This window comes from Plantactinospora siamensis (assembly GCF_042434095.1).
Classification (GTDB): domain Bacteria; phylum Actinomycetota; class Actinomycetes; order Mycobacteriales; family Micromonosporaceae; genus KBS50.
In genome coordinates this window covers 35,655-49,643 of sequence record NZ_JBHLUE010000016.1, presented here as the reverse complement: position 1 = coordinate 49,643, position 13,989 = coordinate 35,655, and the positions used below count along the sequence as shown (strand labels likewise).

Here is a 13,989-nt window from a genome sequence, read left to right as displayed (position 1 = left end):
TGAGGAGATCACCAGTGCGCCTGTCTGACCTGCGCGGACGAGCCGTGGCCGTCTGGGGCACCGGACGGGAGGGCCGGGCCGCGGTGACCGCCGTGGCGGGGCACGGGCCGGCCAGCCTGGTCGTCGTGGAGGACAGCGGGAACTTCCTGTCCACCCCGTGGGAGGGCGAGCTGGCCGCGGCCGCGCCGCTGGTGACCGGCCCCGAGGGGTTCGACCGGCTGGCCGCGGCCGACGTGGTGATCCGGTCGCCGGGGGTGCCGCAGACCCATCCGTGGGTGATCGAGCTGCGCCGCCGGGGCGTGCCGATCACCCAGGGCACCGCGCTGTGGATGGCCGAGCACGCCGAGCGGACCGTCGGGGTGACCGGCAGCAAGGGCAAGAGCACCACGTCCAGCCTGATCAGCCACCTGCTCACCGCGGTCGGCCGACCCAACGCGTACGGCGGCAACATCGGCGTGCCGCTGCTCGACCTGCCGGACGCCGAGCTGTACGTGCTGGAGCTGTCCAGCTACCAGTGCAGCGACCTGACCGACTCGCCGCGGGTGGCCGTGGTCACCTCGCTCTTTCCCGAGCACCTGGACGCGCACGGCGGCGAGCGCGAGTACTACCGCGACAAGCTGAACCTGCTCGCCCACGAGCCGGAGACGATCGTGCTGAACGGCCTGGACGCCCGGCTGGCCGCCGAGGTGGGCGACCGGCCCGCCATCCGGGCCGGCCTGCCGGAGTCGGTGCACGTGGCGCCCGGACCGGTGGACGAGCCGTACGTGTACGCCCGGACCCAGCCGCTCTTTCCCCGTTCGGTGTTCCCGCTGGTCGGCCGGCACAACGCGGGCAACCTGTGCGTGGCGCTGGCCGTGCTGGCCGCGCTCGGGGTGGATCTGACCGCCCGCCGGGAGGAGCTGGCGGAGGCGGCCGGCACGTTCCGCGGGCTGCCGCACCGACTGGCCGAGATCGCCGACCCGTCCGGGCTGACGTTCGTGGACGACACGCTGGCCACCAGCCCCTACTCGACCATGCACGCCATCGACGCGTACGCCGGCCGGACGCTCACGGTGATCGTCGGCGGCACCGACCGGGGGCTGGACTACGCGCCGCTGCGCGACTTCCTGGCCGGGAACCCGGCCACCGTGATCGGCATTCCGGACAGCGGCTCGCGGATCGTGGCGGCCCTGCGCGGTCTGCCGGGGGTGCGCACCGAGGTGGCCGAGGACCTGGCCGGGGCCGTCCGGCTGGCCCGCAAGCTCACCCCGACCGACGGGGTGGTGCTGCTCTCGCCCGCCGCGCCCAGCTACGGCCGGTACCGCAACTTCGAACACCGCTCGGAGGCGTACATCGAGGCCATCCGCGCGACGCAGGAGTAAGGAAGGGCCCCTTGTTATCGCTTTTTGTATAGGAAGGGCCCCTTCCTAACGCCCGGGCGTCGCCGGCGCCGCCGTGGGCGCCGGCCCCTGGCCGGGCGCCGCTGAGGACTCGGGGGCCGGGGTCGGTACGGGCAGTTGCGGCGCCGGGTCGGTGTGCCGCAGGCCGCGGGTCAGCACCAGGGCGGCGGTGAGCGACAGGGCGGCCAGCACCGCGATGGCCGACGCCACCGGCAGCCGGTCGGCGAGCAGGCCCGCGAGCGCCGCGCAGACGGCCTGGCCGGCCATCATCCCGTTGTTGGCCAGCCCGAGCAGCTGGCCGCGAACCTCGTCGGGGCAGCGGCGGATCAGCCGCTCCTGCAGCGGCAGCGCGGCGCCGTAGCCGGCCGACGCCACCAGCGGGATCAGCACCGCCAGCGGCAGCGCCGGGTGCAGCGCGAACGCCAGGTACGGCAGCGCGAGCAGCAGCCGCAGCGGCCGGATCCAGCGTTCCCGCCGCGCCGGACTGGTGAACCGGCCGACCCCGACGTCCCCGGCCAGCATCCCGAGCGCGCCGGCCGCGAACAGGAAGCCGGCCCGGTTCCCGGCGTACGGGACGAACAGCGCCTCGCAGCCGACGATGAGCCCGTTCGGCACCCAGAGGTTGAGATAGAGGGCCCGGCGGCCGCGGTCGGCCAGCAGCGCGCGGTTGACCCGCAGGGTCCGCCCCACCGTCACCCGGTGCGCGCTCCGGGCCGGCCGCTCGGTCAGGCCGAATCGCACCAGCGCCGCGGATCCGGCCGCGAGCACCGTGGCCGCCGCGAAGACCTGGTACGGCGACAGCCACGCCAGCATGATCCCGCCCAGCCCGAAGCCGGCGATCTGCATGATCCCGACGCTCGCGTTCATGGTCGAGCGACCCAGCACGTACGCGCCGGCCGGCAGCATCTCGCTGATCAGTGCCCAACGGGCGCCCGAGGTGACCGAGCCGACGTACCCGATGCTGAGGATGACCGCGAAGCGCGCCCACAGCGGCAGCCCGGGCACGGCCTGCAACGCCAGCCCGATCGCCGACAGGGTCGCGCCCAGGCTCAGTGCCCGGCGCGGCGGGACGCCGTCGGCGGCCGAGAGCAGCGTCAGGCTGCCCACCACGTTGGCCAGCGGCGCCCCGAACATGCTGAGCGCGGTGAGCAGGGCCGAGCCGGTGGCCGCGTACGTCAACGCGCCCAGCGCCAGCGCGGACGAGGTCTGCCCGGCGATCCCGGCGCAGCTCGCCAGGAACAGCGTGCGGAACTCGCGGATGGCGAACAGCTCTCGGTACGTCTTCATGGCGTTGATCGTGCGGGCCGGCGCGCCGGATCCGTAGACTTCCGCTTGGAGGCGAAACGTTGAGCATCTGGGTGCTGCCGTCGGACCTGCTGGCCACGAGCCGGTTCACCGTCTCGCCGATGGTCGAGACCGTGGCCGCGCTGCGGGTGCTGCACCAGCCGCGCACCCCGTGGGAGCGGGCCTGGCGGCGGCCACACGTCGACGCGTACCGGGAGCTGCTGGCGGATCCGGCGCTGCGCGCGCTGCCGGACGCGGCCTTCGCGCCGCGGTGGACGGCGGATTTTCTCTCCATCGCCCCGGCGGACGCGGCGCCGACGTTCGGCGCCGAACTGGCCGCGGTGGCCGCGCTGCCCGACGAGCGGATGCGGGCCGACCTGCGGGTCACCCGGCCCGGACCGCTGCCGGAGCCGCTGCTGCGGCCCGGGCTCACCGACCGGGTCGTGGAGCTGCTGAGCTGGGTGTGGAACCGCGCCGTCGCACCGGAGTGGCCGGAGCGGGACCGCCGGCTGCGGGCCGACATCGTGGCCCGGACCGCCCGGCTGAGCGCCGACGGCTGGGCCGGCGTCTTCGCCGACCTGACCGGGGAGATGCGCTGGCTGGGCGAGGGGCGGCTGCGGGTCAACGACTACCCGGCGCCGGCGCGGGCGCTCGACCGGGCCGAGCAGCTGTTCTTCATCCCGACCACGCACGCCCGATCCGGCTGGGTGGTGTGGGACCAGCCCACCCGGTTCGGCGTGGTCTACCCGGCCCGCGGGATCCTCGCCGAGTCGCCGCCGGCCGTCCCGGGCGGGCTGGTCCGGCTGATCGGCGCCAACCGGGCCGAGATCCTGGCCCGGCTGGAGCACCCGCTCAGCACGTCGCACCTGGTGGCGCTGACCGGCCTGTCCCTCGGCACGGTGAGCGACCACCTGCGGGTGCTGCTGGACGCGGGCGCCGTGACCAAGCGCCGCTCCGGCCGGGAGGTGCTGTACTGGCGTACGCCGCTCGGCGCCTCCCTGGTGCGGACCGGCGACTGACGGACGCGCCCGGGCCCGACTACCAGCTCAGCGGCAGGGTGCCGAGGAACCGGGTGATGGCGCCGGCCAGTGCCTGGTCGTCGTGCAGGGACGGGTGCCAGTCGCAGCCGAGCAGGTCCAGGCCCAGCGCCGTGTTGTCGTAGTGCAGCGAGCGGACCCGGGCGTCGCCGGAGTTGTTGCGGGTCCGCACGACCTGCTCGACCGAGTCGGCGAACGGGGTGCCGCTCATGTCCGGGTAGGTGAGCACGAGGTACGTGTCGGGGCCGTACCGGGCGCGCAGCCTGTCGAGGAAGCCCAGGTACGCGGTCCGGTAGTCGGCGGCCAGCTGGTCGACGGTGCTCCACTTCTCGCCCGGGTGCAGGGCGGTGGAGAAGTCGTTGATGCCCAGCCCGATGACCACCACCTGCGGCTTCCACGTTCCCGGGTTCTGCCAGGTCGTGCTGTTCCAGACAGCCTGCAGATCGGTGTCGTAGTAGGCCCGGAACGAGGTGTCGGTGCTCCCGCCGTTGTAGTTGCGCACCACGCCGAGGCCGGACCAGGCGTTGATCTGGTAGTCCGCGTTCAGGCCCTTCGCGGTGAGCGCCCCGAAGCTCGAGTCGGCGTTGGAGTTGCGGGTCACCCCGGCGTTGCCGCTGCAGTCCCGCGTCGTGGACATGTTGCCGTACCCGGCCGTCCACGAGTCGCCGATGAACTCGAGCTGCCGGCTCCGGGCGGCGGGCTTGGCCAGGATCGCGCCGCCGGGCGCGGCCACCAGGCCGTCGAACTCGCCCGCGGCCCAGGGGCTCTCGGTACGCTTCGCCAGCCGCACCGTGTGGGCGCCGTCGGCGAGGTTCCGCACCCAGTACGTGGTCTGGCCGGGCGTCACCAGGGTGGCCACGGTGGCGCCGTCGACCTGGACCACGTAGTCGTTGTTGGCGTCGTTGAGCACGATCCCGACGCCGGTGCCGCGGAACCGGCCCTCGAAGTAGACGCCCGGCCAGGTGTACTGCACGCCGTTGCCGACGGCCCGGACCCGGCCCGCGGTGCTCACCTGGCCGAGCACGGAGGTCGGCGGAGCGCTGGTCGGCGGCGCTGTGCTGGGTGGCGGGGTGGTGGTCGGTGGCGCCGGGCTCGTCGGGGTGGTGGTCGGCGTCGGTCCGCCGGGGCTGGGGCTCGTGCTGCCGGTGCAGGCCACGCCGTTGAGCGCGAAGTCGGTGGGTACGGGGTTGGCCGAGTTGTTCCACGAGCCGTTGAAGCCGAACGTGGTGCTGGCGCCGGTGCCGAGATTGCCGTTGTAGCTGGCGTTGTCCACCGTGACCCGGGCACCGGACTGGCTCACCGTGCCGTTCCACCACTGCGTCACGGTCTGCCCCGCCCCGAACGACCAGGTCAGCCGCCAGCTGGTGAGCGGATCACCGAGGTTGCTGAGCTGCACGCTGGCGCCGAATCCGCCCGTCCACTGGTTGGTCACCGTGTAGCCGACGCGGCAACCGGTGGCCGCCCGGGCGGGTTCCGTGGCGGTGAGGGCGGCCGTCACGGCGAGGCCGGTCGTGGCCACCACCGACAGGACCAGCCGGGTCTTCTGACGGATCGGTCGCATCTGCGCGGTCCTCCATGGGTTCTTGCCGGTTCCTACCGGTTCTTGCCGGTGATCCAGGGCAAATGGTCGTGAGCTGATCTCCAATCACGACCATTTGCCCCAGATCGACAAGGTGGGTCCGAAGGGACGGAGGGTTGGCGGGTCAGGCGGGGGTGCAGGTGAGGCCGCTGGGCGCGGGGGAGCTGTTGCCGTTGGCCACGAAGCCGAAATTGGTCGAGCCGCCGGGACCGACGGTGCCGTTGTAGGACGCGTTCCGGACGCTGACCTGACCGCTGGTCCCGGTGTTCACGCCGCCCCACAGGCTGCTGATGGTCTGCCCGGCGGCGAGGGTCAGCCGTACGGTCCAGCCGGTGATGGTGGTCGAACTGGTGACGTCCACCTGGGCCTGGAAGCCGCCCGTCCAGCTGTTGATCACGTGGTACGTGGCGGTGCAGCCCCCGGACGGGTTGGTCGGCGGCGCCGACGTGGGCGGGTTGGTCGGCGGCGCCGAGGTGGGCGGGTTCGTCGGCGGGGCGCTCGTCGGCGGGTTGGTGGGCGGACCGCTGGTGGGCGGGTTGGTCGGCGTTCCGCCGTCCGGCGCCACCGCCCGGCCGGTGGTCGGTGAGATCATGCCGGCGCACAGCCCCCGGCTGCTGAGCCCGGAGACGATCCGCGGGATGGCCGCGATCGTGTTGGCCGGCCAGTCGTGCATGAGGATGATCTGGCCGGCCTGGAGCCGGCTGGCGGCCTGCACGATCTGGTCGACCGAGGCGTTGTTCCAGTCCTGCGAGTCGACATCCCAGATGATCTCTGTGAGGCCGTAGCTGGCCTCCACCGACTTGAGCGTGGAGTTCGTCTCCCCGTACGGGGGCCGGAACAGCTTCGGCGCCTGCCCGGTGAGCTGCTGGAGCACCTGCTGGGTCTGCGAGACCTCGGAGTTGATCTGCGACTGGCTCAGCTGGGTCAGGTGCGGGTGGGTCCAGCTGTGGTTGCCGATCCACATCCCGGCGGCCTTCTCGGCCTGCACCAGCGACGGATTGTTCTGGGCGTTCTGGCCGATATTGAACAGGGTGGCCCGTACCCCGTTGGCCTTGAGGGTGTTGAGCAGTGTCGTGGTGTTGCCGGCCGTGGGGCCGTCGTCGAAGGTGAGGCCCACGTAACCGGTGCAGCCGGCGGCCATCGAGGGCGCCGTGGCGACGGTCAGCACGGTGGCACCGGTGACCAGCAGGGCCGCGGCGGCGATGGCCGCCCGGCCGCGTCGAAAGCTTCGCATCGTTGTTCTCCTCGGGAACGGGCTTGCCGGGGCCGCGCGACGCGATGGGTGCTGGCGCGACCGGGGGAGTCGTGATTTCCGCGCGACGGTGGAACCGTTCGACCGCGCCGGCCGGTCCAACCGTGCCGCCCTCCGGCGGCCCGGCGATCGGCACGTGGGCGGCGCCGGCGGACATGGCTGATCGCCGACCCCGTGTCGGCGATGCCGCACACCGCGTCGATGGAACTGCTGCCCGGCCCGTGGGAAAGTATGCGGCCACTCATTCATTTGAGTCAATCTTAGTGGCAGTCGAAGCCCGGGGCTCAAGGCGTCTCCGGGATTGGCCGGGAGGGTGTTGTGACAACCGTATCCAGGCGGGCCGTGCTGGCCGTGGGTGGCATGGTGGCCGGCGCCGGCCTGCTCGCCGCCGTCGCGATGACCCCGGCGGTGGCCGGCAACGGTCCGGCGTTCACCGTGCCGGGTGGGTGCACGGCCACCGCGCACATCGATTCCCAGTGGGGCAGCGGGACGGGCGGGGGACAGGTCGTCAGCGTCACCGTCGTCAACACGTCGGCGTCGGCCGCCACCACCTGGACGGTGGGCTGGATGCTCGACACCGGGCAGCGGGTCGTCTCCTCGTGGAACGCCACGGTCAGCACGACGGGCAGCGCCCTGACCGCGACCAACACCTCGTACAACGGGAACCTGGCCCCGGGCGCGGCGACCCGGTTCGGGGTGCAGCTGGCCGGCACCGGGCCGACACCCGTGCCCACCTGCGCCAACGACGCGACCCCACCGACCGGCTCGCCCACGCCGCCCACCGGCGCCGACGTCACGGTGACCCAGGACGACAGCCAGCGCACCGTCACGCTGACCGTGGGGCAGACCCTCGGCGTCTCGCTCCCGGCGGAGTACGTGCGGCCCACGGTGAGCAACTCGGCGCTGCAGGCCGTCTCGGCCAGCGGCGGCTATCCGACGGGCCAGCCGCTGACCGCGGTGTTCCGGGCCGCGGCGGTCGGCACGGCCGACCTCACCTCGCACACCGACTATCCGTGCCTGCACACCGTGCCGCCGTGCACCGTGCCGATCCGGCTCTGGACCGTGCACGTCAGCATCGTCGCCCCGCCGCCGGGCACCGGGCAGACCGTCACGGTGACGGCGGCGGACAACCAGAAGACGGTGGCGTTGCGGGTCGGGGACACGCTGGTGGTGAGCCTGCCCAAGGAGTACCAGCCGACGAAGGTGGCCCCGGACGGCGTGCTGGCGCAGACCAGCGTCAGCGGGGGCTATCCCAGCGGCCAGCCGCTGGTGGCCCGCTACCGGGCGAGCGCAGCGGGAACGGCCGACCTGTCCACGGTCACCGACGCCGACTGCATGCACCAGCCGACGCCCTGCCCCACCCCGAGCATCCCGTGGAAGCTGCACGTCACCGTCACGGCCTGACCCCGGTCGCCGCCCGGCTGTCGGGCGGCGCCGGCTGTCGGGCGCTGCCGGACGGTGCCGGCTGTCGGGCGGTGCCGGCTGTCGGGCGCTGCCGGGCGGTGCCGGCTGTCGGGCGGTGCCGGCTGCCGGTGGCGCCCCGCTACCGGGCGGCGCCGCCCGGCAGGGCGGCGTGCAGGGCGCGCATGGACCGGATGGCCGAGCGGATCTCCTGGAGATACCGCCCGGGCGTGAGGACCGGCTCGGGCAGCGGCGCGAGGTCGGCGGCCGGGTCGATGCCCACGGTGTCCACCGGGCAGGAGTACGGCAGGCCGAGGGTGCGCAGCGCGTCGCAGTGCTGGAACGGCACGTAGATCGGCGCGGTTACCAGCAGCACCGGGTCGGCGTCGGTGAGCCGGACCCGGCCAGCCCAGAAGCGCTGCGTGTCGGCCGTGTGCGCGCGGCGGACCGCCGGCTCGCCGGACGGCGCGGCCAGCACCCGGATCCGCACCCCGGCGCGGTGCCGGTACGTCCGCTCGGCCCAGCTGGTGTGCGGATCGTCGCGTAGGCCGCCCGCGTCGGTGAGTCGGTCCGGGTCGCCGAAGCCCAACCGCAGGCCGGCGTCGAGGGCGTCGAACTCGGTGTCGCATTCCGGCAGCCCGACAGCGGCCAGCGCGGCCCGCTCGGCCGGGGACAGCGGCCGGAAGCTGCCGAGCACGGCCACCTCGTCGACGGTCACCTGTCCGCGTTCGATCAGTCGGGCCGCGTACCCGGTGCGGCGCAGGCAGGCCGGCGCGAGGCCGCCCAGGACGACCAGGTGGGCGTACGCCGGCCGGGGCGCGGGATGCGGCGCCACCATGCCCAGGTCGTCGGCCGCGGTGACCACGAGCCGGGCCAGCGCCGGGTCCAGGTCGGGCTCGCGCGCCTCCGGCCGTTCCCGGCCGGCCCGGAAGTCCCACACCCGGGCGGAGAACCCCTCCAGCCAGTCGAGCAGCTCCGCCGGGTCACCGGCAGGCGGATCGCCGGCGAACGCCCGGACGAGCCGGTCGAGCGGCTCGGACCGGATCCAGTCGACGATGCCGGTGGCGACCTCGGGACCGGTGCGTCCGGACGGCAGCGCTACCCGCGGCATCGGCATCGGCTGCTCCTGAAGGAAGGGCCCCCTGTTATCGCTTTTTGTATAGCAGGGGCCCCTTCTTAACGCTCGGGACGCCCGCGCGGAGCAGGCGCAGCCCTCCGGCGCCGACCAGGTACGCCGCCAGCGCCCCGGTCGGGATGCCGAGCGGTTCCGGACCGCTACGCGGGGCCCGGCTGTTGGCGACCAGCCCGGCGATGACCGCGAGGTAGCACCCGACGGCGACCCACCCGCGGACCCCGGCCCGGCCGGGACGAGCGCGCGCGTCACCGCCCGGCGTGGCGTCCCCGCTCGTTCCGCCGGCGCGGCGGCGGCCGGCGCGGGCCTCCACCGGGCCGAACACCAGCACCAGCGGGACCAGGAAGAACGTCAGCACGGCCAGCCAGGGCAGCCGCCACAGCCACCAGCCGGTGCTGCCGGCCGGCTGGGTCGGCAGCACGCCGAGCGCGTCGAGCGCGCCGCCGGCCAGGATCAGCGCGGTCAGGTGCCAGAGGAAGATCGTCAGCACCACCGAGTTGAGCGCCACCACCACGGTCCACGGGCCGGTCCGGCGCAGCATCCGCTCCGCCGGCCCGCGCAGCAGCAGGATCAGGCCGAGCTGCGCGGTGGCCAGACTGAGCAGGGCCACGCTGGGCGGCGACATGTTCTGGATCCGCTGGCCGGGCAGATTGATCATGCTGATCGGGTACGGCCCCGGCACCGTCAGCAGGATCAGCGCCGCGAGACCCCCGACCGCGAGGGCCGCGGCGGCGCCGGCCCGGATCCGCAACCCGCCGGTACGCCAGGCGAAGCCGACCTGGTGCGGCAGCAGCCAGCCGAACAGGAAGTTGCCGTACCCGAGCCACGCCGGCCCGGTCAGCCGCCCGGCGTCGCCCAGCGCGACCAGGCCGACCAGCACGAGCGGCACGGCCGGGCCGGCGCGCCGGTGCAGCGCGAACATCGGCGGGGTGAGCAGCACGACCAGCAGGTACGGGCCGAGGAACCAGAGCGGGACGGTGATGAACCAGATCACCTGGCGGATCTCGTGCGGGTCGCCGCCCGCGGCCCGGGCGACCAGCGCGATGACGACCGTGGCGGCCAGGAACGCCGAGGTGGGGCGCAGCAGCCGGCCGCTGCGTTCGATGAGCCAGTCGACCGCGCCGCCGCCCCGGCCCACCCGGGCGGTCAGCGAGGCCGCGTTGGCATAGCCGCCGACCAGGAAGAAGATCGGCAGCACCTGGAAGAACCAGGTCACGACGCGGGCCCCGGTGAGTTCCTGGAGGGCGTTGTGGCCACCCAGCCGCCCTGTCGGGCTCAGGTCGATGACCGTCATCAACCAGTGGCCGCTGATCACCGCGACGATCGCCAGGGCGCGCAGCAGGTCGACGTACCGCTCCCGCTCGGCCGGCGTGTTCCGGACCATGGCCTGCAGCCGGCGCATGGGCTCAGGCTATCCAGCCAGGGGGTCAGGCCGGGTGATAACGGTTCGGCCGAATCCTGACCTCCTGCCGCCGCCGCTGTGGGGCGTCACCGTGCTGCTCGGCGCGGCCGCCGCGTAGGCCTTCCCCCGGTCCGGGATGCCGGACGACTGCGGCCACTTCGGACTCATCTTCCGGGTGATGCCCCGTGCGAGACCTTCCAGCGCCAGATGCAGGACGGCCGCACCGCCGGCCAGCGCAAGTAACTCTTTGCATAACAACAACTACCCGATGTGAGGCGTTATAGAGGTTTAGTCCGAATCCGACTCGGGGAGTGAGGCATGGCAACACCGAGCCCCACCGAGAACGGAGACGATGAATGAGCGATCTGGAGCTGCGGCCGCTGACGGCCGAGGAACTCGCCGCCGAGTGCGGCAGCGCGTTGCCGACCAAGGAGGTGATGTCGCTGCTGGACCTCAACGTGAACCTGGACCTGGCGCTCGACCTCGCCTCCCCGATCGACCTGGCGGTCGCGGCCAACGCGCAGGTCGCGGCCCCGATCGACGCCGCCGTCAGCGCGAACGTGCTGTCCAGCGGCTCGGACGCGGGCGCGCTGGCGCATCAGGGCACCAGCATCGACCAGACCCTCAGCGGCTCGGCCATCGCGCACGCCCCGCAGGACAGCGGCATCGACCAGTCCGCGGACGGCACGTCCGCGCCGACCGGCGCCGGCGGCGCGGCCACCGACACCACCACGACCCCGGCCACCGATCCGACGACGGTCACCGACGGTACGACCGGCGACCCGGCCCAGATGCTCAACGGCAATCTGCTCAACGTCAACGTCGAGGTGCACCTGGACACCGACTTCGCCGCACCGGTGGCCGGCGCCGTCGCGGCCAACGCCAACGTGGCCGCCCCGATCGACGCCGGCGCCTCCGCGAACATCGCGTCGATCGACTCCCACTCGACCGCGATCGCGGAACAGACCGCGATCATCTCCCAGCACATGGACGGCGTGACCGCCGACGCCCTGGCCGACCAGCACTCCCAGATCGACCAGTGACGGCTTGATCATGACCGTCACGACCTCGGTCGTGACCGGTCGGCAGGGGTCGGGCGCCGCCACGGTGTCCGACCCCCCGGCCGGTCCGCACCCCACCACCACCACGATCCCGGCGCTGGCGCGCGGTGTGGAGCTCATCGGCACGATGCGCGGCTCCGGATACCGCACCCCGCCCGCCCTGGTGCGCCGGGGCGACGGGCAAACTGTCCAGCTCACCCCGCTGCTGTACCACGTGCTGGCCGCCATCGACGGTCGGCGCGACCTCGCGTCGATCGCGGCCAGCGCCACCGAGGCGTCCGGCCGGCTGATCACCGCCGAGAACGTCCGGACGCTGGTCGAGGGGCGGCTGCGTCCGCTGGGCCTGCTGCGCGGCGCCGACGGCGGGGAACCGGTGGTACGCCGGTCCAACCCGTTGCTGGCACTGCGGCTGCGCTTCGTGGTGTCCAACCCGAGGCTGACCCGCCGGATCACCGCGCCGTTCGCGCCGCTGTTCCACCCGGTCGCGGTGCTGGCGCTGACCGCCGCGTTCCTCGGGGTGGCCGGCTGGGTGCTGTTCGACAAGGGTCTGGGCTCGGCCACGTACGAGGCGTTCAACCGGCCGGCCCTGCTGCTGCTCCTGTTCGCCGTGACGATCGTGTCGGCCGGCTTCCACGAGTTCGGTCACGCGGCGGCCTGCCGGTACGGCGGTGCCACGCCCGGCGCCATGGGCGCCGGCGTCTATCTGCTGTGGCCGGCGTTCTACACGGACGTCAACGACAGTTACCGGCTCGGCCGACCCGGACGGCTGCGCGTCGACCTGGGCGGCCTGTACTTCAACGCGATCTTCGCCGTCGCCACCTTCGGGGTGTGGGCGGCCACCGGCTGGGACGCCGTGCTGCTGCTGGTCCCGGCGCAGATCCTGCAGATGCTGCGGCAGCTGGCGCCGTTCGTGCGCTTCGACGGCTATCACATCCTGGCGGATCTGATCGGCGTACCCGATCTGTACGCCAGGATCGGGCCGACCCTGCTGGCCCTGCTGCCGCACCGGCGCGACCAGCCGCAGGCCCGTGCCCTGAAGCCGTGGGCGCGAGCCGTGGTGACCGGCTGGGTGCTGGTGGTCGTTCCGCTGCTGCTGTCGAGCCTGGTCCTGCTGGTTGTCGCGTTTCCGCGGGTGGCCGGCACCGCCGTGACCAACATCGTCCGGCACGCCGGCGCGCTGTCCGCCGCGTGGCAGCACGGTGACGCCGTCGGCGTGACCGCGCGGGCGCTGTCGATCCTCGCCACCGCGCTGCCGCTGCTGGCCGGCGGCTACATGCTGGTCAGCCTGGTCCGCCGGGTCGGCCGGTCCGTCTGGCGGCACACCGCCGGCCGCCCGGTACGACGGGCGACGGCGGGCGTGGCGGCCGTGGCCGTGCTCGCCGGACTGCTCTGGGCCTGGTGGCCACATGGCGACCGGTACGCGCCGGTCCGACCCACCGATCACGGCGCGGTCACCGACGCGCTGGCCATTGCACACCAGAGCCCGCCACGGCCGGCCGGCGCGGGGCTGCGCCCCGGCCAGGTCGGCCGCGCCGTTTCGGTCTGGGCCGCTCCCGGCGCACCGCCCACCAGGGAGAAGCCGCAGCTGTCGCTGGTCATGGTGCCCCACCGGAACGCCGCCGCCCCGGGCGCCGCCGGGCCGGCCGCCGGCGAACCGGCGTGGGTGTTCCCGTTCAACAAGCCCGCGCCGCCGGGCGAGGGGGACAACCAGGCGTTGGCGGTCAACACCACCGACGGATCGACCGCGTACGACGTGGCATTCGCCATGGTCTGGGTCACCGACGGGGAGTCCTGGAACGTCAACGAGGCGTACGCGGTGGCCAGTTGCACCGGCTGTACGACCGTCGCCGTCGCATTCCAGGTGGTGCTGATCGTCGGGCAGGCCGACATCGTCGTACCGCAGAACCTCTCGGCCGCGGTCAACTACGAGTGCGTCGACTGCCTGACCTACGCGCTGGCCAGCCAGCTCTTGCTCACGCTCAAGGAGCGGCCCGACGCCGCCACGGCCGCCAAGCTCGACGCGCTCTGGGCACAGATCCAGCAGTACGCCGCAAACATCCGCGACGTCCCGCTCGACGAGATCCGACAGCAGCTGCTGGCGTACCAGGCGCAGATCGTCGCCATCCTCAAGGACGACCTGGCCCTGCCGTCGCCCGTGCCATCGCCCCCGCCGACGCCGAGCGTCACGCCGGATGATCCGGCCCCGAGCGGCGCCGGCAGCACCGGGCCCAGCGAACAGTTGCCGCCGGTCACCGGGCCGCCCAGCGTCGGCGTGACCGCGTCGCCGTCCGCCCCGGGCACCTCGCCCGCGGTGCCCGACGTCCCGACGACCCTGCCCAGCCCGGACGCGGCCGGCGATCCGTCGCTGTCGCCGGCCGCGACCGCCGAGCCCGCCGAGCCCGCCGCGGCGGCAAGCGGCGGCTCACCGTCGGAAGAGGTCAGCGCAGGCTGACCGCAATCCC

10 protein-coding genes are annotated in these 13,989 nt (G+C 73.6%); 5 read left to right on the top strand and 5 right to left on the bottom strand.

The annotated features are described in order from the left end of the window. Positions 1 to 14: 14 nt before the first annotated feature. The gene (gene murD / locus ACFFHU_RS17710; RefSeq protein ID WP_377340309.1) at positions 15 to 1,361 is read left to right on the top strand and encodes a UDP-N-acetylmuramoyl-L-alanine--D-glutamate ligase; all 1,347 of its coding nucleotides are present in this window, start codon (positions 15 to 17) and stop codon (positions 1,359 to 1,361) included. 45 nt (positions 1,362 to 1,406) lie between these two features. Here murD and ACFFHU_RS17705 read toward each other — a convergent pair whose 3' ends face one another. Continuing rightward, complete coding sequence (locus ACFFHU_RS17705; protein WP_377340307.1) at positions 1,407 to 2,666, bottom strand: MFS transporter; 1,260 nt, start codon at positions 2,664 to 2,666, stop codon at positions 1,407 to 1,409. Positions 2,667 to 2,725: 59 nt separating this feature from the next. Here ACFFHU_RS17705 and ACFFHU_RS17700 point away from each other — a divergent pair, with 59 nt between their 5' ends. Continuing rightward, entirely contained in the window at positions 2,726 to 3,682 is a 957-nt protein-coding gene (locus ACFFHU_RS17700; protein WP_377340304.1) for an ArsR/SmtB family transcription factor, read from the top strand. 19 nt (positions 3,683 to 3,701) lie between these two features. Here the strand turns inward: ACFFHU_RS17700 and ACFFHU_RS17695 are convergent, their stop codons facing one another. Together ACFFHU_RS17695 and ACFFHU_RS17690 are read right to left on the bottom strand one after the other, a co-directional pair. After that, positions 3,702 to 5,261: a cellulose binding domain-containing protein gene (locus ACFFHU_RS17695; RefSeq protein WP_377340302.1), complete on the bottom strand. Its 1,560-nt coding sequence runs from the start codon at positions 5,259 to 5,261 to the stop codon at positions 3,702 to 3,704. Positions 5,262 to 5,403: 142 nt separating this feature from the next. Then, positions 5,404 to 6,513, bottom strand: a complete 1,110-nt coding sequence (locus ACFFHU_RS17690; RefSeq protein WP_377340301.1) for a polysaccharide deacetylase family protein — start codon at positions 6,511 to 6,513, stop codon at positions 5,404 to 5,406. A 336-nt stretch (positions 6,514 to 6,849) separates the two neighbouring features. Between ACFFHU_RS17690 and ACFFHU_RS17685 the strand changes: the two genes are divergently transcribed. Next, positions 6,850 to 7,935, top strand: coding sequence for a cellulose binding domain-containing protein (locus tag ACFFHU_RS17685; protein WP_377340299.1), 1,086 nt, complete (start codon positions 6,850 to 6,852; stop codon positions 7,933 to 7,935). A 139-nt stretch (positions 7,936 to 8,074) separates the two neighbouring features. On the opposite strand, the gene ACFFHU_RS17680 is transcribed toward ACFFHU_RS17685, so the two are convergent. Then, complete coding sequence (locus tag ACFFHU_RS17680) at positions 8,075 to 9,049, bottom strand: hypothetical protein (RefSeq protein WP_377340297.1); 975 nt, start codon at positions 9,047 to 9,049, stop codon at positions 8,075 to 8,077. Between the two features lie 28 nt (positions 9,050 to 9,077). Continuing rightward, on the bottom strand, positions 9,078 to 10,466 hold the full coding sequence (locus ACFFHU_RS17675) for an acyltransferase family protein (RefSeq protein ID WP_377340296.1): 1,389 nt from the start codon (positions 10,464 to 10,466) through the stop codon (positions 9,078 to 9,080). A gap of 356 nt (positions 10,467 to 10,822) precedes the next feature. Between ACFFHU_RS17675 and ACFFHU_RS17670 the strand changes: the two genes are divergently transcribed. Together ACFFHU_RS17670 and ACFFHU_RS17665 are read left to right on the top strand one after the other, a co-directional pair. Beyond that, the gene (locus ACFFHU_RS17670) at positions 10,823 to 11,509 is read left to right on the top strand and encodes a hypothetical protein (RefSeq protein ID WP_377340293.1); all 687 of its coding nucleotides are present in this window, start codon (positions 10,823 to 10,825) and stop codon (positions 11,507 to 11,509) included. 10 nt (positions 11,510 to 11,519) lie between these two features. Then, complete coding sequence (locus ACFFHU_RS17665; protein ID WP_377340291.1) at positions 11,520 to 13,979, top strand: M50 family metallopeptidase; 2,460 nt, start codon at positions 11,520 to 11,522, stop codon at positions 13,977 to 13,979. Positions 13,980 to 13,989 lie beyond the last annotated feature (10 nt).

Bases quoted from the DNA above. Each gene is read 5' to 3' on its own strand.
- ACFFHU_RS17670 (WP_377340293.1), top strand. From the start codon at position 10,823: ATGAGCGATCTGGAGCTGCGGCCGCTGACGGCCGAGGAACTCGCCGCC.
- ACFFHU_RS17665 (WP_377340291.1), top strand. From the start codon at position 11,520: ATGACCGTCACGACCTCGGTCGTGACCGGTCGGCAGGGGTCGGGCGCC.
- ACFFHU_RS17675 (WP_377340296.1), bottom strand. From the start codon at position 10,466: ATGCGCCGGCTGCAGGCCATGGTCCGGAACACGCCGGCCGAGCGGGAG.
- ACFFHU_RS17680 (WP_377340297.1), bottom strand. From the start codon at position 9,049: ATGCCGATGCCGCGGGTAGCGCTGCCGTCCGGACGCACCGGTCCCGAG.
- ACFFHU_RS17705 (WP_377340307.1), bottom strand. From the start codon at position 2,666: ATGAAGACGTACCGAGAGCTGTTCGCCATCCGCGAGTTCCGCACGCTG.
- ACFFHU_RS17695 (WP_377340302.1), bottom strand. From the start codon at position 5,261: ATGCGACCGATCCGTCAGAAGACCCGGCTGGTCCTGTCGGTGGTGGCC.
- ACFFHU_RS17690 (WP_377340301.1), bottom strand. From the start codon at position 6,513: ATGCGAAGCTTTCGACGCGGCCGGGCGGCCATCGCCGCCGCGGCCCTG.